The following is a 22065-nucleotide window of genomic DNA, read 5'->3' on the forward strand; positions in this document are numbered from 1 at the left end:
CTGTCAACATTCAGCCCATTTAGTGATGCTGCAGTCCCCCATTTGGGGTCAGTCCCCAAAACGTTCAGATCGAGAGGAATTAGGTCATCGGGGACTGACCCCGGCATCGGCCCCATCATCGAATCTGTAGTCTTTAAGCCAGTTGAACAGGTAATCTTGGGCGTAGAGGTCGTCTGGATAATCAACGAAGGCTGTACCTTCTTCTTCATAAAGGTATTGCAGAAATTCGTTGAGTGCGCCCATATACTCGCCATATAAAAATTCAAAGCTCACGGTTTCTTTAGGCATGATGTTTTGCTGACAAACTTTTGGATCAGCAAAATTCACGTAAGTCCGGCAAGGAATCGGTCTGATTTCATACGCCATGCATTGATTGGTTTTTGTATCGAGCATCACGCATGGCAGTTGTTTTTCCCGGTAGGCTAGTTTGAATTCCTGGTCGGTTTCCGTTTCAATGGCTGACAGTTCTTCCAGCTGCTTGCTGTATTTTTGGAAATAAGAATCGATGTGAGCGTAAAGTTTCTTCCTGCGCTGTTCAGGAAATGAAGCTATCGTCTGCTTCATCAGTTTTGCTTCCATCTTGTTGACAATAATAGGATAATAGCAGCAAAACGCACATCCCATCCGACAAGAAGTCTCCATTTCCAGGTTGTTTTGTATCGTATCCATTTCTTCACTGACGACTTCCAGCAACTCGAGAAAACTCCCAATCAATTTGCCTTCCGTCGACATATGGCTTTCCGCCCATATCTCCACTACCCTATAAAATCTTTCTTCCTCGATTTGATATTTCTCATGTAATTTACCGCATCTATTTTGAATTTCCTCATAGCTTAGATATTTTTCCATGCATTTGTCTCCCTTATTGATCGTTGCTTTCTTATTGTTCACTTTTTCCGGGGAGAAGTAAATAGGAACTTGATATTTCTATTGCTCCGTACAACCATTCCACATCCATAAAAAAGCCAGGAACGCTCTTCAAGCTAAGCGTTCCCGGCCAATCCGCATACCCGGGCAATTTATGTTTCTTTGTATAGTCCAAGCGCCTGGTCGAGCACTTTTTCGCCTTGTATCATGCCATAAGCCATTTGATCGATTACAGCCACTTTTATTCCCTTCGGTTCCAACTGACTTTTTATTTTCTTCTCCAAATACCTTACCTGCGGCCCTATCAGCACCACATCGAGATTATCCAATTTACGCTTTAGCGCTGACTCGGAAACCGCTTCAATATTTGCTGTCAATCCCCTGTCTCCAGCCGCTTTTTTCATTTTGGAAACCAGCATCGACGTCGACATACCAGCCGAGCATACAAGAATGATATTCATCTTGCTTTTCCTCCCCCTTCCGTATAAATGCAATTACTACGCCTGCCAATTCTTACTGTCATCGATAAGCCAATATCCAAATCTCCCGCCTTCTGTCTGAAAGCGTTCGATAGCATCCAGGTAATACCGATGTTTTGAAATACAACTCTGCTAAAACAACGGACAAGACTGTCGACGGAAACCGTAAATCCTGGTGGTAAAATCGGCAAAAAAAACTGTAGTTGCTCCCGATCGCCCATCTATCTTGTCTCCATTCTTTGTTTCAACGCCCGGATACCGGCCACGACAAACGGAATATAAAGGATTACCGCCAAAGCCAGATTGAATATCTGGAGAGCAATCCCCCTCCAGCTTCCTCCTGTCACTAGATACCCACTCAAAATCGGAGGCGTCGTCCATGGGAGAATGGCGACAGTTTTAGGAACGATTCCGGTTGCCAGCGCGATATAGGATGTAACTGTGAGTATTACAGGAATGAGTATGAAGGGGAGCATCATAATTGGATTTAGTACGATCGGCAGTCCGAAGATGACGGGTTCATTTATATTGAAAAGCCCAGCCGGTGCCGATAGCTTTGCAACTTCCCGATATGGATGATTTTTCTCTTGACGGATGACGAAAAATATAGCAATCAGCAAAGCGATTGTCGTACCGGATCCACCCATGAACACAAAAGAATCGAGGAATGGTTTGGTCACGATATTCGGTACATCGAAAGCGGAAACGCCGCTTTGGTACAAGGAGAGATTTTTTTCGATGAGCGGCAGATAAACCGGCTCGATGACAGAACCGATAATATTGGTTCCATGTAAACCGAAGAACCATAACAAGTGATTCAAGAAAGATACAACCATTGCTGCCGGCAGCGTATTTCCAAGTCCTTGCAAAGGTTCTTGAATGATATTGAAAATCCATTCAAAAATGCTGATTTCCGCAAAGTGACTCATCAGAGCTTGAAACAAGCCTACGAGGATCAAAATGATGGATGCAGGGATCAGCGCGGTAAACGAACGGGCGACTCCATCAGGTACCCCTTCCGGCATTTTTATCGTCAGCCTGGATTGAAGCAGGTATCGAAATAATTCAGTAAGAACCAATGCTAGTATAATTGCGACAAACAACCCCTGTGCCCCCAACCAGGCAAAACTCAATCCCCAGTCCGGGGTTTCGGGAACAAGCATGATATAAGCAGCTGCAGTTATCAATCCTGAAGACAATCCGTCTATTTCATAAGACTTTGCCAGATTATAAGCAATGGAAAATGCGATCAACAAACCGAGAACTGCAAACGTGCCATTCCAAATACTCCCGCCCACCTTTTGCCAGTTTCCCTCACCGAAAATACCATTTAATATACCTGGCAAGTCGAAACTTCCGAAAGGCGGAAAATTGTTTATCAGGATCCCTATCGACCCAATGATAACGAGCGGCATGATGGCGACAAAACCATCCCGGATAGCAACTAGATGACGCTGAGCCCCTATCCTCCCGGCTACTTCAATAAACCTTTGCATGAGCGGATGATTCATTCCGATTACCCCCTAAATGAAATGATGGGAAGAGTGAATATATGCAGTTCCGTGGTTTAGGTTAGTCACCTTTTCATTTCTTCCCCTGTTTCTTTACAGCCAGTTAATTCACCGACTATACCCAATTAAACAACCTGGCAATTCCCATTCAGTTCAGTCCACGGCCAATAATTTCATCCATCACATTGATGATCATTCCTTTCACAGATCAGAAGTCGAATGTCATGACAAGTTCTTTTTAAAGATGTTTATGCGTCAGAGGCACAGAAAATGTATCATACAAATAATTCTCCGCCCATACAATATGGAGTAAGAGCCGGATTTGTCATAACAAACTACAGCCGCTTTTCAGATGGGAGTTATGCAATGAACAATAATCTATCATTACATGAATACATTAAAGAGGAATTGCTTACTAGCATTAAAACCGGCCACTACCAAATCGGCGAAAAGATTCCGACGGAAATGGAACTTTGCAACATATTTAACGTGAGCAGAACGACCGTGAGAACAGCCTTGAATCAATTGACACAAGAAGGATACCTGGCACGCCATCAAGGGCGGGGTACATATGTAGCAGATCTAAAGGTAAAGCAAACCCTTTCCCACACAATCAAACGGTATAGCGACCAGATAGCAATACAAGGAAAGAAGCCAAAAATCATGTTACTCGGCCTTCAGGTAATCCCGGCTGATCAGCAACTTTCCCACTCTTTATCCATATCCATCAACGATGCCGTGCAGCGAATAGAGAGAATCCGGCTGGCAGACCAAGAACCAATCCAATATGAAATTTCTTATATCCCTTGGCACATAGCACCCGGTCTTACGAAACAGCATGCCGAAACATCCCTCTATGCAGCCTTACAAGACGTCTTTCATATTCCGATTGGAAAAACGACTGAACAAGTAGAAATCACCTTTGCAAACGAGCGAATCTGCAGCCATTTACAGTGTGACACTGGATTGCCGCTCTTCTATATCGAGACAACAGCAGAAGATAAGCACGGAAACAAGATCGAATTTTCACACTCCTATTTTCGCGGAGACAAAACAAATTTCATCATCGAACGATTGTATGACCAAAATACTTAATAAAAGAAAGGAAACAGAAGGATGGAAGTTTTATTTAATGCAGATGACTTCGGTTTGACGAAAGGCGTCAATGACGGAATCATAGAAGCTTTTGTGAATGGAGTGGTAGGTTCCGCAACTTTAATGATGAATGGTCTTGCCGTGGAGGATGCTGTAGCAGCGGCAAAACATCATCCTCGTTTGAAGGTCGGAATCCACCTTGTTCTTACTTGGGGAAAAGCCCTGTGTCCTGACTTAAAGCAGATTGTCGACAAAGAAGGCACCTTTCTTCTGAGGAGTAACTTTCGTGAAACCACTGTTCCTGATTTGAAGGAAACCGAAAAAGAATGGCGGACGCAATTGGAGGCGTTTCTTTCTACAGGGTTGCCCCTTCATCATATCGACAGCCACCATCATATTCATGGCTGGGAACCACTGAAAGAGTTGACGCTGCGATTAGCTGAAGACTATCGGGTTCCTGTTCGATTTGCAGAATCGCTTCGCTGCCATCCCGATCACCTTTTGACCGATGTTCTGTGGACAGATTTTTATGGACAAGGGATAACCAGGCAGATATTCGATCACTTACCCAGGGTCCCAACCGGTAAAGTGGAAGTCATGACCCATCCGGCTTTTGTAGATACCGAGCTTCAAGCAAACAGTTCCTATAACGAACTACGCGATCTTGAAAGAGAAATCCTTTGTTCGCTGGAAATACCAGATTGGGTGACGCTCCTATAAGTGCGGCGAAAAGGACACTTCGTATTTCTCCATCGGCTCGATTTTCCGCTGATCTCTTTTTTAGTGGATACATTCCGTTTCTCAAACCTACGCCGAACTCAAATTTCCTCTTCCTTTTTATTCTTCTTTTTAGAACACGCACCATAAATAGCTTTGCTTAGTAGAATCAAACTATCTTATTCGTTATAATAAAAAAGAGAAGTGCGCCAACACTTCTCCCCGGTCCCTGTCTTCAAGGGACGAAATCAGACAACTTTTTCGGAAAGCTTCCTTCTGCTTCAACGCAAAGGGGGCTTTTCGTCATGAATCTTCCGCTTCTCATACATCATGCCATCTTCCAAATAGAGAATTCTATCACATAAATCCAGCATCCGTTCATCATGTGTGACCATAACCGCACTCTTTTGTCTGTTTTTTACTTCCTTCCTTAACATCTTTACTACCCTTCTTCCTTTTTCTGAATCAAGGCTGGCTGTTGGTTCATCGGCCAAGATACAATCAGGGTCATTCATAAATGCCCGGGCAATTGCAACCCGCTGTTTTTCCCCGCCGGATAGCTGGTCCACACGACTGTTTTCCCGATGGGTCAAACCCAAATCATTTATTAAGTGTGCGGCTTTTTCTCGCTGTTCCCGGTCTCTTTTTGAGACAATTTCAGCTACCAATAATAACTGCTCTTGTACCGTTAAATACGGAATCAAATGTGCAGTCTGAAAAATGAATCCTAGTTTGTCTTTACGAATTTTTTTCAATCGTCGAACACTGGCATTGGTCACTTCTTGTCCGCTGATCACTATCGATCCGCTGCTTGGTGTCAATAATGCTCCCATAATCGAAAGTAAGGTGCTTTTCCCAGAACCGGAAGGGCCGACAATTGCCACGAACTCTCCCCGTTTTATTTCCATTGAAACATTTTTCAATACTTCGACCGATCTATCACCATCCAAAAATACCTTTGATATATTCTCCAGTTTTACAATTCCATTCATCAATCAGCCCTCCCTATTGCTTCCAAAGGATCCGTCTTTGCAACTTGATGTACAGATACCAGCGAACCGGAAACATTTAGTGCTAAAAAAACAATGCCCGTGAAGCCAATCATATGCCAGGAGATCTCAAACGGCATTTCTTCAGGAAGTAACTTCGTCATTCCGGATACCCCAAGCAGACTGAGAACAAGACCAGAGATTGTTAGAAAAACGACCTGCAGCACCAAACCTTTTGCGATAAAAGCAGTGCTGGCTCCGATTGCCTTTAAAACTCCAAATTGGTTTCTTTTTTGAATCGTAATCACGTAGAAAAATACAGTTGACACAAATGCAGAGATAATAAACAAGAATGTGACCATCATCATCAGCGAGCCTTGTGTTTCAGAATAACCAGGCATCGATTCTACTGTCTTTTCTAATGTCAAAACATCCATCTTTGCCACGTCTGTTTCCTTTCCATAGTAAAGCAGCGCCTGATTTTTGTCCGGATTGCTGAATGGCTGCTTGTTCCAATCATTTAAACTCGTATAAACAACTGGCATATGACTGTAGGTGTGATTTTCAAGAAAGCCAGCAATCGTAAACTCCACACCTAAGTTTTCATCATGCAAGGTATCATGCAAGGCATACCCCTGCCGTTTTAATGATTTATCCACTACGACCTCTTCCCCAGTAATCTCTTCTATGGGCTTTCCCTCAATGACTGGCGGAAGAGATGGATGATCTGTCTCTAATGCAAAGTACACCACATCTGCAACAGCATTCCCCCCCTTAACTGTAGACATGGTAATCGTAAGTGGAGTGAATTGATCTTTTGCGACAGAGTCTTCCAATTCTTCCTGCGCATTTTTGCCAACTTCCGACTTTAAAATATTTCCATCGGCTTCCGAATTCATCACTACATAATCTGCGGGCAGATTTTTTAGCGAGGAACTGTCTGCAGTAGCCAATCCGCTTGCCAGGCCATTAATGAAAAAAAGCAGGAAGAGAATAGCTGTTAAAATAAAGCCGACCATTGCATACTTCAGCTTGGAAAATTTTAATTCTTTGAATGCTAAAAACATAACACTCCCCCCTTACCTTCCTTTTTTCCGATCTGTCCCTGTAAACAACAGCCCAAGCAACAAGCCAAACCCAGCCAGGAAAAACACCATGAAAGAACTGATTCCGATAAAAATTTCACCAGTCGCAAAACCGGAAGTAAATGCCGTAAACAAACTGAACAGAATCAATCCGACCGACAAACCATATAGCATGGCACGCACCTTGGTCATGGCGTACTTTTTGTTTGTTTCCCTAGTCAGGAGACTGTATGCGATAAGCGCTCCACCTAACACGATGAAAATAGCCGGTCCGGTAACAGCTTCCAATGGAAGCTTCATAAAATACAGCATAGCCATTGTCAACAGACCGAAAAGACCAATCAGTATGCCAGTGATTAATCCAACAGTGGAAACACGGGCGGTCATGGAAGAATAGACCTCTTTTCTCGTCTGATCCTGGCCGATCTGCCGCATATCCTCAACGAGGCCGCTCAAATCACCCATCGAACTAACAGCCTCCTTGAAGGCTTCCTCTTCATTCATGCCGGCTTTTTTATAATCGATGACCTTTTCCTTCAGGTTGATGGACAGCTCCTCTTTTAGTTCGTACAACTGTTGACTATCGCCAATTCCAGCAAACAAATTGTCTACATAGGATCGAATTTTTTGATTAAGATCCTGGTTCATTCTCTTCATTCTGAATTCCTCCCTCGATTAATCGGTTCAAAACATTCTTGGCAAAATGCCAATCCTGTTTGTTTTGTTTATAACGCTGCATACCTGTGTCTGTTATACGGTAGTATTTCCGGCGTCCTCCTTGCGTTTCGTCCCCCCAATAAGAAGCGATATACCCCTCCTTCTCCAATCGGCGAAAAGCAGTATAAAGCGTCGCTTCTTTCAATTCATACTGATTTCCACTGAGCGCGATAATCGTCTTGTAAATTTGATAGCCATAGCTATCCCCCTGCTGTAATACATTCAATATGATGGTGTCAGTGTGCCCTCTGATCAGGTCTGTCGAAATATTACTGGCCAATTTTTCATCACCTCCTGAAATACAATTTAAAACACATTACTTTGTCTGTCAAGGTAATTTATCACAAATAATAATGTATCGAAAATAAAATCAAAAAAATACTGAAACCGGAAGCTTTCTCACTTGCCAATTTCAGTATTTTTCTCCGTTTTTATGTTTTGTTTACTTATTTCGTACCTGTGATGGCAATCCCACGCAGCGCCTGTGTAGCGAGCTGGTCTGCCTCCTTATTCAACTTGCGGGAAACAAGCTGAAAGGAAGGATCGATGCCCAGTTCATCCAGCAGGGTTTCGATGCGATCTATCCACTTGGATAGCTCTTTTTCATAACATGGCCAATCCCCACTCAATTGATGTAAGACAACCTGCGAATCACCGATAAAAGTGACAGGAAGGTCATGCACCCCCATATACGCCAACTCTTGCAGCGCCAAATGAAAAGCGGCATATTCTGCTTCATTGTTCGTATCCAACTCTTCTACTTGTGCATTTTTTCTCAGACGAAGCGATTTTCCGTTTTGTTCATAATAAATAGCACATCCTAAACCCGAATGCTGCATATCCTGGTCAAAGCCGCCATCAAAATATACCGTGACATTATGTGGTTCTGTTTCTATTTCAGCAATAAATTTTTTTAATTCCTTTAACGTCCATTCCATATCGCGGCTATCGAGAAAATGGATTTGTTTTGCCCGTCCGGATTTTTCCAAATCCTCCGCTATCAGGATCGCTTTTCCCGGATTCATTTCTTCCGAATGGAATCTGGCCGTTGTTCCTTTTGGAGTCTGATATAGCATTTCAATACGGATATCCATACGTATCCCTCCTTTATCAGGACGATTTTCAGCTGGAGCTGGTGTTTAACAAGAGACTTATGTGCAAAAGTTTAATCCTCTGCTGAGCATTCTCCGCGTTATGATGTAGGCAAAGGTCCATTTTGTTTTTACAACCAGTGTACCCGGTCAGCCTGCATTATATCATTCATTCCGATTAAAATGATGTATATATATAATAGTTCTGTTTTAACCCTAATAAAACCTTTGACATCTGCTTAAAAATGATGTAAATTACCCTATGTACGAACATTAACATTAAACTTTATCATAATATTCGTGTTTAGAGGTGTATAACATGGAAAATGTATTTGATTACGAAGATATTCAATTGGTCCCTGCAAAGTGTATCGTAGACAGTCGTTCAGAATGCGACACAACCGTAACGCTTGGCGGCAACACATTCAAACTTCCGGTGGTTCCCGCCAACATGCAGACGATTATCGATGAAAAAATCGCATTATATTTAGCCGAAAATGGTTATTTCTATATCATGCACCGATTCGAACCAGAGAAACGTCTTGCTTTTATGAAGGATATGAAGGATCGTGGTTTGATCGCCTCCATCAGTGTGGGTGTTAAGGAAGAAGAGTACCATTTTGTCGAAGAACTGGCAAAAGCGCAGCTTACGCCGGAATACATCACCATCGATATAGCCCATGGCCATTCGAATGCTGTCATCGAAATGATCCAGCATATCAAAAAACATTTGCCTGCCAGCTTTGTCATCGCCGGCAATGTCGGGACTCCGGAAGCCGTAAGGGAATTGGAGAACGCTGGCGCCGACGCGACAAAAGTCGGTATCGGCCCTGGCAAAGTATGTATCACAAAAATCAAAACCGGTTTTGGAACCGGCGGCTGGCAACTGGCTGCACTGCGCTGGTGCGCCAAAGCCGCCAGTAAACCGATTATTGCCGACGGCGGAATCCGGACGCATGGCGATATCGCCAAATCAATCCGGTTCGGTGCCTCCATGGTCATGATTGGATCTCTGTTCGCGGGCCATGAAGAATCTCCGGGCGAGACAATCGAAACGGACGGCAAGCTTTTCAAAGAATATTTCGGTTCTGCTTCTGAGTTCCAAAAAGGAGAAAAGAAGAACGTCGAAGGGAAAAAGATGCTTGTCGAGCATAAAGGGTCTCTTTCCGATACGTTGAAAGAGATGGAACAAGATTTGCAATCCTCTATTTCATATGCGGGAGGCAACAAGCTCGACGCCATTCGCAATGTAGATTACGTGATTGTTAAAAATTCTATTTTCAACGGCGACAAAGTGTACTAACAAAAAGGTGAGCGGGAATTCTTTCCGGCTCACCTTTTTTATCACGGGCTTGACCTCTGGTCCTGCAAGGAAAAAATTAATTCATTGGCTTTGCGTTTATTGAGTCGATACGTTTTGCCTTCCAGCGATAATTCCGCCGCAAGTTCTCTGATGGTTTGTTTCTGCAATTCGGTCGCTGGCTGTTCTTCTATCAACCGCTCATAATTTTGAAAAGCAACCTTTGCCGCTGTTTCAGGGCTTAGTCGATCAATTAGTTCATACATTGCCCGGTATGCCTTTTCGATTCCGATCTCCACCCCTGAATCAGAACCGAGAAAAAATTGATCAGGATATTTTTCAATCAGCGGAACAAAATCCTCCAGCGAGTGACTGCTATTTGAATTATACTTGGTAAAACCAGCGAAAAAATCTATATATAGATTATCGAATTCAGCAAGCAGCCGCTCCAAGTTTTCCGGTGAATTAAAGACATTTGCGTGGGCGAAAATAAAGATCGTTTCCGGGTTTTTGCGAAGCGCTGTCTTTAAATAATTTATGTTAATACCTTCCGGGGGATCGATATGCAGCAAAATCGGTGTACGGTAAGATGCTAGTAATGGATAGATATCCGGGAGTATCCCCCAATATGGATGCTGCCCTTTCCATAATACATCGGCACTTGGAGAATAAGTCGATGCAGCATAAACTTCTCCAACTGCAAGGTATCCTTTTTCCAGATTTTCTTTTACCCTGTCCATTCCATTTTCCCCCTTTTCCAAAGGAAAACCAGAAAAAGATGGATATATTAAATCTGGATATTCCCTGTAATAACGCCAGGCAAGGCGATCTGTGCGGACAGCCGACGGTGCAGAAACATCCCCGAACAAGACCGTTTTATCGATACCATATTTTTCCCACACGTCTTTGCCGATCGTTACATGGCTCATATCGTGCGTTTCACTCCTGTGCAGATCATGTACACTATGGCTGTGCACATCTACAATCGGCAAGTCTTTGTAGACTTCATGCAGCGGCTTGTATCCCTTTTCCCTTCTCATTTCTGCTATAGCTTCCGGCATGGCGGTATCCGGCGTGTACTCCGTATCATTTAACATTACTACTTTGCTTTGTTGATTCATCACCGCAAACACGACACCTGCTAAAAATGCCAAATAAATGGACAAATATAGCAGGTACCACTTAGATCGGCCTTCCAATCCCTTTTTCTTCATACCACCTGATCATTCTCCATTCCCCATCTTTTTCTTTTTCCCATACTTCCAACGAGAGTGCGTTGACAAGTTTGCCGTCCGACTTGTGAGTGATGTGATATGATACAGCAGCTTGTTTGTCGGACTGCGGGACAATTTGCAGCCCCGAATAGATAAACGTGATCTTTTTCCCTTTATAGTAAGATGCAGCCTCTTTGTTCCCTTCCTTGATTTCTTCTCCTGTAAAAGTCCTTACTTCCCCAATCGCAGGCATATAGAGCTTTCCGGTAAAATGGTTTGAATAATTGTCATTCATTTCTTGATAACAGCCTCTAGAAAAGTCTTCGTGGAGCTCTCTCATCCGATAAACTTTGGCAGCGACTTCTTCTTCTATCCGCAACGTAACCCCCTCCTTGTAAGCATGCTATACAATACTACTTCTATATAGAAGAAAAGATTCCTTTTCCTATCTGCCAATCGGAGCTATCACTGTCTGAAAGGTATTTCCATGAATAAAGAAGTGGATTTCCCCCATTTTTCATTTCTTCGCCTTTTTCAAGTCCGTTTACTACAACTTATCTTTTATTTAAGCTAAACTAAAGGGTGGAAACTTCGTTCTGTTCTAGTACTGTTCAGAAGAAGTGAATGAAAATCGGTAAAGGAGTGGAAAAGATGCAAACAAATCAATTCGAGAAAATCAAAAACGGGAAAGGCTTTATCGCCGCCCTGGACCAAAGCGGCGGAAGTACTCCGAAGGCTTTGGCGGGTTACGGCGTTTCCGAAGATGCTTATTCAAACGAGGATGAAATGTTTGATCTCGTCCATGAAATGCGTACACGGATCATCACATCCCCTGCTTTCGACTCAGATCGCATTCTGGGAGCGATTCTGTTCGAACAGACAATGGACCGTGAGATCGAGGGTAAATATACCGCTGACTACCTTGCGGATGAAAAAGGCATCGTCCCGTTTCTGAAAGTCGATAAAGGACTGGCCGATGAATCAAACGGCGTTCAATTGATGAAACCTATCCACGACTTAGAGGAAACACTCAGACGTGCTAATGAACGGAATATTTTCGGTACAAAAATGCGCTCTGTCATCAAAGAGGCTAACCCAGAAGGCATCAAAGCTGTCGTTGAGCAGCAGTTCGAAATCGGCAAGCAAATCATCGAAGCCGGCTTGGTGCCGATCATAGAACCAGAAGTGGATATCCACAGCAATGACAAAGAAAAATCCGAACAAATTTTGAAAAACGAAATTCTCGACCACTTAAATAAACTGGACGAGCAAGACAATGTGATGCTGAAATTATCGATTCCAACGGTGGCAAACACGTACAAAGAATTAATCGACCATCCACGCGTTGTAAGAGTCGTCGCGCTTTCCGGCGGGTATTCCCGCGATGAAGCCAACGAGAAGCTGAAAGAAAATGACGGGCTGATTGCAAGCTTCTCCAGAGCACTGAGCGCTGATTTGAATGTCAACCAAAGCGAAGAAGAATTCAATGCAGCCCTTGGCGAAGCCGTGAATTCCATTTACGATGCATCGGTAAATAAAAAGTAAAGTTTTAGAGAAGAAAACCAGCAAGCTCTCTCATTGAGACTTGCTGGTTTCCTCATTTTCCCTGTGTTGGCTGTCAGGAGACCATGCCATGGAAACAAATTCATAACAGCCTCCATTGGTGTTTTGCATGAATGTACCTGTTTCCGCAAAGCCAGCCTTTGTGTATAGCTTGATCGCCCGTTTATTAAAGGCTGCCACGGATAACGTAATCGCTGATGGACGATAATTCAGGATGACGAATTGTAGACCAGACTGAAGAAAGCCCAGACCTTTTCCCTTACCCGTCCATTCCGGCTTCATCCCTAGTCCGATTTCCACCTTACCATGTTGCTTTGGATGAAAACAAAAGAATCCCATCAATTGACCATTCTTTTCAACAACATAGTAATCTTCTGCTCTTTGATCTGCATCTAAAAACTCTTCCAAATCTTCTTCATCCGCTTCCATATCATAAAAACGATATTCATCTGGGTAATGCCACTGATAAGCGATTTCTTCCGCCTGCTGCTGGGTCATTTTTTTCAACGAGTAATCCATACGGTAACTCTCCCTCCTGTATATTAATGGACAATCACTTCCTTTAGAGCGGTCAAACATGTAACAGAAGCCGTAACCAAAAAAATCACTCCGACCTTTTTCCGACTGTCCATCAGATTGTCTGTTCCCATCAACACCAAGAGTACGGTCAACACACCAAACAGCAAATAATCAGGTGGGTTGAACGACGGTACCAGAACGACCATACCGAAAAAAACAAAAGTGATGCTGCTCACGATCAACATTATTATCTGCAAAGTAATTAACGCTCCCTTTTAGATTATATCCCTACTTTTTTCTAAATTATGGCAAAATTTTAATAGAAAGACAAGCAGATCGGACAAAAGCATAGTAGCCAATGCAAAGCGGCCGGGACAAAAGCTTGGCACCAAACAAAAACCGAGCGAATTTGAACGATCAATCAAATTCGTTCGGTTTTTAAAGTTTGTGTTCCTTCGATAGACTTACGTGTCTGGGATTGCTACGGCAAGATACTACGTGTTCCACGGGCACGGCTTCAACTTCCTCAGAAAGCAAAAGACGCTTTCCTCCGGGATTTTCAGCTCGAGCTATTCCCGTTGGAGTCTCCGTATCTTGCCTCCGCTACGTTTTCGGGTCCCATTTTTTTATAATCAAAACAAAGTAAATAGAATCGTATTCTTCTGACTGTTAAGGTTTCTAAACAGAGACGAAGATGAAAACAGCACGGAAGGTATTTTATTTGGAAATTGAAGCTTGCGGACCAACACCATAAAAATAAAAAAGAAGTACTCCTCTTTCCATACGGTTTAGCTTTCAAGGCAACGGTATGAGAAGAAAACAGAAATCAGCCAGGAGTGGCGCCTCGCTCGTTTGCGAGTAATTTTACGTGAACGGAGGCAAGGTACGCAGTCTCCTGCGGAATGAGCTCGAGCTGAAGATCCACTTGGCAAAGCGGCATTCTTAACCAAGATACATTTGTCCCAGCCTCTTTACAGGTGGTCCTATTCTTTCCCGACCTTTTTATGTTTTCCTGTCCTCCCCACTCAAATAAATGGCATTTGCTTATAAACTCTCTCTCTTATCAACCTGTTCCTTCAATCGATTAATAAAGTCATCCAGTTTCAATTCTTCCGATTCCTTCTGACCATATTTCCTGACATTAATCGATTGATTGACTCTCTCCTTGTCACCGATGACTACTATATATGGTGTCTTTTTGACTTGTGCTTCCCTCATTTTGTAACCGACTTTTTCCTCTCGTAAATCTACTTCAACTCGTACCCCTTCTGTTTGTAAGCGATTTTGCACTTCTACTGCGTAATCCCCATGAACAGCACTGGATACAGGTATCAGTTTTACTTGTACAGGCGCAAACCATGCCGGAAACGCACCAGCAAAGTGTTCGATCAAAATTCCCAGGAAGCGATCAATCGACCCGAAAACGGCACGGTGGATGACAACAGGACGGACTTTCTGGTTTTCTTCATCCACATAAGCCAGGTCAAATAGTTCGGGCATTTGAAAGTCTAACTGTACCGTCGCGCATTGATGGCTTCTCTTTAGTGCATCCTTGATGTGGACATCGATTTTCGGCCCGTAAAATGCTCCATCTCCCTCATTTATTCGGTAGTCGTAATCCAGTTTTTCCAATACATCCTTTAAAGCCGCTTCCGCTTTATCCCAGAGTGCCTCTTCCCCCATGGAATCTTCCGGTCTTGTCGAAAGTTCGATGGAATAGTCAAATCCGAAGGCACGATATACTTCATCTATCATTTTCAATACAGAAGTAATTTCGTCCTCGATTTGCTCGGCTGTCACGAAAATATGGGCATCATCCTGGCAAAATGTACGAACCCTCAGCAATCCATTCAAAGCACCACTGAATTCGTGGCGGTGGACCTGGCCGAACTCAGCCATACGGATCGGCAGCTCCCGATAAGAGCGTAGCTTGTCTTTGAAAATCAACATATGCCCTGGACAATTCATCGGCTTCAAGGCAAATCGCTGGTCATCGACCTCGGAAAAATACATGTTGTCTTTATAATGGTTCCAGTGTCCGGATTGTTCCCATAACCGCTGATTCATCATGAACGGTGTACGTACTTCCTGATATCCATATCGATTTTGGATATCCCGCAAAAAGGATTCCAGTCGGTTGCGAATGAACTGTCCGTTCGGCAAATAAAAAGGCATTCCCGGCGCTTCCTCCGAAAACATGAACAAGTCCAGCTCACGGCCCAGCTTGCGATGATTCCGCTTTTCCGCTTCCCGCAAAAACGAAAAGTAGTCCTCTAGATCTGCATCAGAAGCGAAGGCCACGCCATAAATACGCTGCAGCATCTGGTTTTCACTGTTTCCGCGCCAATAGGCTCCTGAGACATGTGTCAGTTTGAATGCTTTAATATGGCGAGTCTCCGGAAGATGCGGCCCTCTGCATAAGTCGATAAATTCACCTTGTCGATACACCGAGATTGGTTCATTGTCCGGGATATCCTCCAACAGTTCAAGCTTTAACGGATCATCCGCAAACAATTGCTTTGCCTGATTTCTTGACACTTCTTCACGCTCGATTCGCAGATTTTCCGATACGATTTTTCTCATTTCCTTCTCGATTTGTTCCAGGTTATCTTGTGAAACCGGTTGGCTCAATTCCAAATCATAGTAAAATCCATTTTCAATGACCGGCCCTGTACCGAAATGAACATTTCCGTAAATACGCTGGACAGCCTGTGCCAATACATGCGCAACAGTATGACGCATCACCTTCAACCCCTCTTGTGACTGAACGTCAAGCAGCTCTATTTCGGCATCCTTGGAAATAATGCTTCGTAAATCTGTCAACGCGCCGTTCACTTTTCCGACAACCGATTTCTTTCGTAAAGACGGACTGATCGCCCCCGCTATTTCTTCAAGCGTTACACCTTGCCGGTACTTTTTCTCACTTCCATCCGGGAAGCGGACGATTATTTCGTTAGATTCCATTCCTATTCGCTCCTTTTTTCCATATAAGTAAAAAAACACGCCATCCCTAAAAATAAGGGACGAGCGTGTTTGATACCCGTGGTTCCACCCAGCTTTCCGTCAAGTAAATATGATACAAGACAGCTTCGTTACGGCTTTATCGCAGCGTCTGCGGTCCGGTTACTAAAACTTCCCCTGGACTGCTCGAAGGTGGTAAGCTTTTCTATCTGCACCGGGAAGCTCTCAGCCTTGACCTCCCTCTCTGTCGGCCGTTTTAGAAAAACTGTTGTCCTTTTCCTTGCATATTCCTCTATTTTTTTGCAAACAAAAAACACACCGCATCCCTATACGAAAGGGACGAGTGTGTGTCAGACCCGTGGTTCCACCCAGCTTCCCGTCACTCCTGAAAAAAGTGACGGCTCATTCCGCTTTATCGCCGCGGTTGCGGTATTGAATACTTGATTTCCTCAATACTGCTCGAAGGTGGTGCATTTTTCTCCTGCGTTGGGAAGATCCCAGCCTTGACTTCCCTCTCTGTAAACCGGTAAGAAAAACGCCTATCCTTTTCTTCGCACTGTTCATTGTTAAATTATTACTTACTATATAAAAATTAAACCGTTTCGTCAAGAAGCTATTTTACTTTAGATTCCAAAACCTTCCGCATATCGATTCAAGCACTGATAATCATTCACTTTTTCCATTATCCGTTCGTGAACATATCTATTTCCTTCATGATAACTTTCATGCATTCAATAGACTGGTAAATTCCGTCCTCATGCTCCAAAGAATGATCGGCACCTTTTAAAATCCGCGTCTTAAAATTTCTTTTGTCTGCGAGTTCGCTCATCCTTTCTTTTACAAAGTATTGATCCTTATTACCAGTGAGCAATAAACTCTCTTTCCGACTACTGCGCAAACAGTCATAAAGTGTATCTATTTGCAGCAGCGGGTTCAGCCAGATTACCTTTGTAATCTTCAGATTCTCCTTGCTTTTTTGAAACAAATGCGCAAGACCGCCGGTTCCGATAGACTTGGCCATCATAAAAATATTCGTGTTTTTATTTGCGGATACTACCTCTCCCAGTACTTTCTCTACATCATCACTTATGACTTCAAATTGTTCTTCCCGTTCCAGCTTAATAAAGGAACTATTGTCATGCTCATATTGAACATGTAAGACATCAAATCCTTTTTCCAAAAACAGGCCGGTAGCATAATAAAACAATGGCTGATCCGTTGTGTAACCTAATCCGGGAAGCATCACACACAGTTTACTATTGTCTGGTGTATTTCGAAAATACCTGTAAGGAACCGATTCCCCTTCCTTTTTTCGTGCTATTCCTTTTTCAATATGCATTTATATCCTCCTGACTGGGTTTCCTTTTGAATTGACATTGATATTTTCGATTGAGGGAGAACAAATTCCTGCATAATTCACAACAGTTAAACTGAAAAAAAACAACGGCGAGATTTCATTCCCACCGCTGTTTTCCCTGTCTAGGAAATTGTAATATTTCTTTTTATGGATAATTCTATGTGTGGTTGTATCATCCAGCTCCAGCGCCTACACCTCCGAGGTCTTAAGAAAAGCCTCTCTGTGACAAAAAACGTCACACCGAGGCTTTTCTTAAGCTTGCGGGAGTGAGCAAGGCGCTTGCGCTTTTGTTCCTGCTCACTTTCGTGTGCGATTCATACGGCCCATTTCGTTTTCTTTCTTCAGTGCCTTCACGTGAAAAGGGTTTGCCGATTCTTTAGCCGCATCGCTTTGCACACCGATTTCTTTTCCAATCGAATCGTTATAAACACCTTCCCGTTCACCATCAAAGTGTTCATCTTGTCCATCTGCCAGCATTTCTTTCACCTCCTATCCGATAGCATGCTTAAAATCCATTCAACCATCCTGTCGCTGGTGGACAAAAAGTGAAACTTTGTAGAGAAGAAAAACGTAAACAAAAGCAAAGCAATTTATATACATAACATAGGAGGAATTGCCATGGAATTTGATTTTTTCTGGCTGGCAATTGGAATAGCTGCAGCTGGTTACTTTATTGGAGAAGGGCTGAAAAATTTCAAAAATCCTGAAACAAAAGGATTGTTGGACACCTTTAGTGACGATGACGACCAACAACTATTGAAAGAAAGTGAAGTCCATTATTTCATGGGGATTACCAAGGAAGATGCAAAATCGTTAAAAGAGGATTTTCCCGATATCCCCCATATCATCATCAACCATAAAGTTTATTATCCGAAAGCCAAGCTGAAGGAATGGTTGAAAGATATAGGATCATAACGGAATGTTTTCACCTTAAAAACCTTATATAACAATATAAAGAAGCACTTTGATAACGATTCGATCTATTAAAGTGCTTCTTATGCAAATTGAAATTATTAGATTAACATGAGGCCACACTAGTGTTTCCTGTTTACTATTCCCCTGTCTATCTGAGTCTCTCCTTAAGCAAAGTTAGTGTTTTTTCCAAAGAAGTTTTTGGGATAGCATGATACCAATCGCCGATACTTACCTCAAAATAACAAGCCTGGTCATACTTTTCTTTGATGTAACTTGTGATGCCTACCCCGGTCTCCTCATAGACTGAAGCCAAGACAGGCTCGACAACCCCTTTCCCCTTCGCTATATAAACGTGGAACATATTCGATACCGGGACTTCTGGCAATGTTGAAATATACGGGCAACGATTAAGCTGCTCCGCCAACTGCACGGCATCCTGATAATATTGATCCATTTTGTCCTTGTGTTTTTCAAAGTAGTAATCGGCCGAAAGAATGTACGGATAAAGGCTGATTAGATCACCGCCATGCCGCCTTTTCCACACCTTGGACTTCTCTGTGAAAGATCTCTCACCAGCAAGAATAGCACCTGCCACACCGCCCAATCCTTTGTACATGGAGATATAGACACTGTCGAATAAAGCACCTATTTCTGCTGCAGACTTTCCGTAATAAGGCAGGATCTCCAAAAGTCGCGCGCCATCTAAATGGAGGCGGATGCCCTGCTTTCTGCAATAATCCGAAATTGCTTCCAAGGTTTCATAGGACGGAAGCCGGCCGCCGATTTCCCGCTGCGGCAGCTCCAGCAGCAGGCATGCGATCTCTTTATCCAACCCCGTGACATCCTCCAGCTCGATCACACGATTCTCGTCTGCCAATAATATTGTCTCGAGATGATGAAGCTCTTTCAGTCCGTCTTCTTCATGGATCTCCAGATGGGACAATGGATGGTAAGCGACCCGCTTCACCTGCTTTTCATCTGCCCATATTCTCAACGCTATTTGCTGGGCCATTGTGCCGCTCGGAAAAAACACTGCAGCCTCTTTTCCCAAGAATCCGGCCATTTTATGCTGAAAACCCTCGATAATTTCTCCGTTTCCATACAGGTCGCTCGCTCTTTCACCATCCACTTGATTCAAAGCCTGTTTAAGCACTTCTAGATTACGCGGTGTATGGCCCGATAACCGATACGACGTTTGGTTGAATGCTTCCGCCAACGTTGCTTTCATGCTTCCACCCCTTTCTTTATAGAGCTATTTATTTTCCACCGACTCCGTGTTCTTTATATTCAGCTTGGACGCCGCTTCTGCCACTTGCTGTTTTGCTGCTTCTACATCTTCTGCTTTATTAAGCACGACAGCCAACCTGCGTCCGATCGAGGCTGTAGGCTTCCCAAATAATCTTAACTGAGTACCAGGAGTCTGTAGTGCCTGTTCAGCACCTTCGAAGAGATAGGATTCCATATCGCTCGCCGATTTGACCGCTTGACTTGCACCAGGAGAAGTAAGTGTCACCTTATCTACCGGCAATCCCAGTATCGCCCGTACATGTAATGCAAATTCGGATAAATCCTGTGTTGCCATGGTTACCATCCCCGTATCGTGAGGCCGTGGAGAAACTTCGCTAAAGTAAACGCCTTGTCTGGTAAGAAACAATTCTACCCCGAAAACACCAAAACCTCCAAGATGATCTGTGATTTTTTTGGCGATGTCTTCTGCTTCCCGGATTTGCCCCTCGCTCATCGGATGGGGCTGCCAGGACTGTATATAATCCCCGTCCTGTTGCTTGTGACCAATTGGCGGACAAAATACTGTACCGGAGGAGGATCGGACGGTCATCAAGGTGATTTCTGAATCAAACGTAATGAATTCTTCCACGATTACCCTGGCGCTTTTGCCACGTCCGCTTTTCAGTGCCTCCTGCCAGGAAGCTTCGATTTCTTCCTCGGTACGGCAAACAGTCTGCCCCTTTCCTGAAGAACTCATCAAGGGCTTGATCACGCACGGTGTCCCGATTTTATGTACAGCTTGTTTCAATTCATCCAATGATTCGGCAAATGCATAACCTGCTGTCGGGAGCTTTAGCTGTTCACTTGCTAAGCGACGAATCCCTTCCCTGTCCATTGTCAGCTGTGTTGCATTAGCTGTCGGAGCTATACGATATCCTTCCTGTTCCAGTTCGACCAGTGTTTCTGTAGCAATCGCTTCAATTTCCGGGACGATCAAATCCGGTTTCTCGGTTTCAATCACTTCCCTTAGATGAATCCCATCGAGCATATCCATGATATAATGGCGATGGGCGACCTGCATGGCAGGCGCCGCTGGGTATCGGTCTATAGCAATGGTTTCCACTCCCAGACGCTGTGCTTCGATAATCACTTCTTTGCCTAGTTCCCCAGAACCTAGCAACACCATTTTTATGGCCTTTTCTTGACCCGTCACTCCAAACATGGAATCCCCCTTGCATCATTTACGAACATCATACCTTTTACGCCTTTTATAAACAACCATTCTCCTTTAAAAAACGAACTAATTATACTATTTAATGTTTAATGTACGTATTTTAATTAAAATATTCTTATACGGTATGTCATTCGGTTATCGCGGTTAGGTATCTGAGCATGCAGCAAACTGTGGTATCTGGTGTTGCAAATAGTCCTCTTCAATTACCTTGTTTCTCGCTTAAAGCAATTTCCGTTGCTTTGCCAGCATAAATGGTTCATTTTTTTCCTGTTAGAGAGAAACGAATGTTAAAATCAGTATCAGTATGATGAAATGATCAAGGGGGATTATAACTTGAATATCCTATTCGGATTCCTAGTATTCGCAGGCATTTTTGCTGTCTATGACGCTTTAAGAAAAGTAAATAACAATATCTTGGAACAAACAGAAGAGATAAAAAAATTACGCAAAGAAATGAAAGAAATGGATGACTAGAGTCCTCTTGCATCTTATCATTGGAAAACAAGCCCTAAGGACTTTCCGGTATCACGTACCCCCATCCTTATAGAGAACCTGGACAAAGAAGGCAACAAAAGCGAAAACCGAACGAGTTCTAATCGAATTCGCTCGGTTTTTGCTCTGGTTCCTATGATTCTTTTATTTGAGGCGAGGTTCCTATCTTTCCACGGGTAACAGTAAGGGGTTGCGTGCCCGTAGAAAACGAATTTCCTTTGCCGGAGTGGAGAGTTGCACTGTTGAACACAACCCATTCTATATTCAACCTTTGGTCGGTTGTTTCATAAAAAACGGAACTTCTTCCACTCCTGCCATTCGCGCGTAAGTAAAAAGCTGTCCTTTATGGTGAATTTCATGGTCTCTCGCATTGCCCAGCCAAACAGCCGCAGGTGCATCAAACCCGTTCATCTCTAACCGCTTATCCAAATGGTGATCCGAAATCGATTCAAAAAGCTTTAACGTAGTTTGCGTATAGTTATCCACTATATTCCGGACGTCCTGCAATGTCTCGAATTCCGGCTTGCTATCTGGAAAAGTGAACACACCTTCTTTGGTAGATTTGGTGAACATCTCCATGGAAGTCGCCAAATGAACAGCAAGTCCACCTAAAGTAAACGCCCCGTCCCAAGGCTTGAAATCAACATGCTTATCATCGATTTTTTCCAATAATTCCTGCAATACTTGCCGGTGACTGTACCAGCTATCCCTGATTTCTTCTACTTTGCTCAT

Annotated in this window: 25 protein-coding genes; 6 read left to right on the forward strand and 19 right to left on the reverse strand. The window is 43.4% G+C overall.

The genetic code is table 11. From position 1 onward, the window contains the following. Nucleotides 1-84: 84 nt before the first annotated feature. The 4 genes from F6X55_RS03240 to F6X55_RS03255 all read right to left on the reverse strand — a co-directional run bounded on the left by F6X55_RS03240 (nt 85) and on the right by F6X55_RS03255 (nt 2857). Nucleotides 85-849: a YkgJ family cysteine cluster protein gene (locus tag F6X55_RS03240; RefSeq protein WP_153461926.1), complete on the reverse strand. Its 765-nt coding sequence runs from the start codon at nt 847-849 to the stop codon at nt 85-87. A gap of 170 nt (nt 850-1019) precedes the next feature. Continuing rightward, entirely contained in the window at nt 1020-1328 is a 309-nt protein-coding gene (locus F6X55_RS03245; RefSeq protein ID WP_026570666.1) for a PTS sugar transporter subunit IIB, read from the reverse strand. Next, nucleotides 1325-1567 carry a hypothetical protein gene (locus tag F6X55_RS03250; RefSeq protein WP_153461928.1) on the reverse strand — a complete coding sequence of 81 codons (243 nt, stop codon included), beginning with the start codon at nt 1565-1567 and terminating at the stop codon, nt 1325-1327. The genes F6X55_RS03245 and F6X55_RS03250 overlap by 4 nt, the downstream gene beginning before the upstream one ends. Continuing rightward, nucleotides 1568-2857: a PTS sugar transporter subunit IIC gene (locus tag F6X55_RS03255; RefSeq protein WP_026570667.1), complete on the reverse strand. Its 1290-nt coding sequence runs from the start codon at nt 2855-2857 to the stop codon at nt 1568-1570. Nucleotides 2858-3223: 366 nt separating this feature from the next. Here F6X55_RS03255 and F6X55_RS03260 point away from each other — a divergent pair, with 366 nt between their 5' ends. Both F6X55_RS03260 and F6X55_RS03265 read left to right on the forward strand, forming a co-directional pair. Continuing rightward, on the forward strand, nt 3224-3952 hold the full coding sequence (locus F6X55_RS03260; RefSeq protein ID WP_026570668.1) for a GntR family transcriptional regulator: 729 nt from the start codon (nt 3224-3226) through the stop codon (nt 3950-3952). Nucleotides 3953-3973: 21 nt separating this feature from the next. Then, the gene (locus F6X55_RS03265) at nt 3974-4672 is read left to right on the forward strand and encodes a ChbG/HpnK family deacetylase (RefSeq protein WP_153461929.1); all 699 of its coding nucleotides are present in this window, start codon (nt 3974-3976) and stop codon (nt 4670-4672) included. Nucleotides 4673-4950: 278 nt separating this feature from the next. Here the strand turns inward: F6X55_RS03265 and F6X55_RS03270 are convergent, their stop codons facing one another. The 5 genes from F6X55_RS03270 to F6X55_RS03290 form a co-directional block, all read right to left on the reverse strand. Then, entirely contained in the window at nt 4951-5661 is a 711-nt protein-coding gene (locus tag F6X55_RS03270) for an ABC transporter ATP-binding protein (RefSeq protein ID WP_026570670.1), read from the reverse strand. Further along, on the reverse strand, nt 5661-6725 hold the full coding sequence (locus F6X55_RS03275; protein ID WP_153461931.1) for an ABC transporter permease: 1065 nt from the start codon (nt 6723-6725) through the stop codon (nt 5661-5663). Before F6X55_RS03275 ends, F6X55_RS03270 begins: the two co-directional genes overlap by 1 nt. A 12-nt stretch (nt 6726-6737) precedes the next feature. Beyond that, nucleotides 6738-7400: a permease prefix domain 1-containing protein gene (locus F6X55_RS03280; protein ID WP_026570672.1), complete on the reverse strand. Its 663-nt coding sequence runs from the start codon at nt 7398-7400 to the stop codon at nt 6738-6740. Next, nucleotides 7375-7740 carry a PadR family transcriptional regulator gene (locus F6X55_RS03285; RefSeq protein WP_026570673.1) on the reverse strand — a complete coding sequence of 122 codons (366 nt, stop codon included), beginning with the start codon at nt 7738-7740 and terminating at the stop codon, nt 7375-7377. Before F6X55_RS03285 ends, F6X55_RS03280 begins: the two co-directional genes overlap by 26 nt. Before the next feature lie 166 nt (nt 7741-7906). Then, on the reverse strand, nt 7907-8554 hold the full coding sequence (locus tag F6X55_RS03290; RefSeq protein ID WP_153461933.1) for a ribonuclease H family protein: 648 nt from the start codon (nt 8552-8554) through the stop codon (nt 7907-7909). A 316-nt stretch (nt 8555-8870) separates the two neighbouring features. Between F6X55_RS03290 and guaC the strand changes: the two genes are divergently transcribed. Continuing rightward, complete coding sequence (guaC, locus tag F6X55_RS03295) at nt 8871-9854, forward strand: GMP reductase (RefSeq protein ID WP_153461935.1); 984 nt, start codon at nt 8871-8873, stop codon at nt 9852-9854. Between the two features lie 41 nt (nt 9855-9895). Here guaC and F6X55_RS03300 read toward each other — a convergent pair whose 3' ends face one another. Then, nucleotides 9896-11065, reverse strand: coding sequence for an amidohydrolase family protein (locus F6X55_RS03300; RefSeq protein ID WP_153461937.1), 1170 nt, complete (start codon nt 11063-11065; stop codon nt 9896-9898). After that, nucleotides 11034-11444: a hypothetical protein gene (locus F6X55_RS03305; protein ID WP_026570675.1), complete on the reverse strand. Its 411-nt coding sequence runs from the start codon at nt 11442-11444 to the stop codon at nt 11034-11036. Before F6X55_RS03305 ends, F6X55_RS03300 begins: the two co-directional genes overlap by 32 nt. A 272-nt stretch (nt 11445-11716) precedes the next feature. Between F6X55_RS03305 and F6X55_RS03310 the strand changes: the two genes are divergently transcribed. Next, nucleotides 11717-12610: a fructose bisphosphate aldolase gene (locus tag F6X55_RS03310; protein ID WP_026570676.1), complete on the forward strand. Its 894-nt coding sequence runs from the start codon at nt 11717-11719 to the stop codon at nt 12608-12610. Between the two features lie 30 nt (nt 12611-12640). Here the strand turns inward: F6X55_RS03310 and F6X55_RS03315 are convergent, their stop codons facing one another. The 5 genes from F6X55_RS03315 to F6X55_RS03335 form a co-directional block, all read right to left on the reverse strand. Beyond that, nucleotides 12641-13147 carry a GNAT family N-acetyltransferase gene (locus tag F6X55_RS03315; RefSeq protein ID WP_153461939.1) on the reverse strand — a complete coding sequence of 169 codons (507 nt, stop codon included), beginning with the start codon at nt 13145-13147 and terminating at the stop codon, nt 12641-12643. A 23-nt stretch (nt 13148-13170) separates the two neighbouring features. Then, nucleotides 13171-13404 carry a hypothetical protein gene (locus F6X55_RS03320; RefSeq protein ID WP_153461941.1) on the reverse strand — a complete coding sequence of 78 codons (234 nt, stop codon included), beginning with the start codon at nt 13402-13404 and terminating at the stop codon, nt 13171-13173. Nucleotides 13405-14191: 787 nt separating this feature from the next. Further along, nucleotides 14192-16111: a threonine--tRNA ligase gene (gene thrS, locus F6X55_RS03325; protein WP_153461943.1), complete on the reverse strand. Its 1920-nt coding sequence runs from the start codon at nt 16109-16111 to the stop codon at nt 14192-14194. A 679-nt stretch (nt 16112-16790) separates the two neighbouring features. Further along, nucleotides 16791-17447 (reverse strand): alpha/beta family hydrolase, encoded by a 657-nt coding sequence (locus F6X55_RS03330; RefSeq protein ID WP_153461945.1) that lies wholly within the window; start codon nt 17445-17447, stop codon nt 16791-16793. Nucleotides 17448-17762: 315 nt separating this feature from the next. Beyond that, complete coding sequence (locus tag F6X55_RS03335) at nt 17763-17942, reverse strand: hypothetical protein (protein WP_153461947.1); 180 nt, start codon at nt 17940-17942, stop codon at nt 17763-17765. Nucleotides 17943-18083: 141 nt separating this feature from the next. Here F6X55_RS03335 and F6X55_RS03340 point away from each other — a divergent pair, with 141 nt between their 5' ends. Then, complete coding sequence (locus F6X55_RS03340) at nt 18084-18380, forward strand: hypothetical protein (protein ID WP_026570681.1); 297 nt, start codon at nt 18084-18086, stop codon at nt 18378-18380. 148 nt (nt 18381-18528) lie between these two features. On the opposite strand, the gene F6X55_RS03345 is transcribed toward F6X55_RS03340, so the two are convergent. Together F6X55_RS03345 and purT are read right to left on the reverse strand one after the other, a co-directional pair. Beyond that, nucleotides 18529-19608: a threonine aldolase family protein gene (locus F6X55_RS03345; protein WP_153461949.1), complete on the reverse strand. Its 1080-nt coding sequence runs from the start codon at nt 19606-19608 to the stop codon at nt 18529-18531. A 24-nt stretch (nt 19609-19632) separates the two neighbouring features. After that, nucleotides 19633-20829, reverse strand: coding sequence for a formate-dependent phosphoribosylglycinamide formyltransferase (gene purT / locus F6X55_RS03350; protein WP_153461951.1), 1197 nt, complete (start codon nt 20827-20829; stop codon nt 19633-19635). Nucleotides 20830-21174: 345 nt separating this feature from the next. Here purT and F6X55_RS20015 point away from each other — a divergent pair, with 345 nt between their 5' ends. Then, nucleotides 21175-21315, forward strand: coding sequence for a hypothetical protein (locus F6X55_RS20015; protein ID WP_162832883.1), 141 nt, complete (start codon nt 21175-21177; stop codon nt 21313-21315). 282 nt (nt 21316-21597) lie between these two features. Here F6X55_RS20015 and F6X55_RS03355 read toward each other — a convergent pair whose 3' ends face one another. Beyond that, the gene (locus tag F6X55_RS03355; RefSeq protein WP_026570684.1) at nt 21598-22065 is read right to left on the reverse strand and encodes a DinB family protein; all 468 of its coding nucleotides are present in this window, start codon (nt 22063-22065) and stop codon (nt 21598-21600) included.

Source organism: Sediminibacillus terrae, from assembly GCF_009602435.1.
GTDB classification, from domain to species: domain Bacteria; phylum Bacillota; class Bacilli; order Bacillales; family Amphibacillaceae; genus Sediminibacillus; species Sediminibacillus terrae.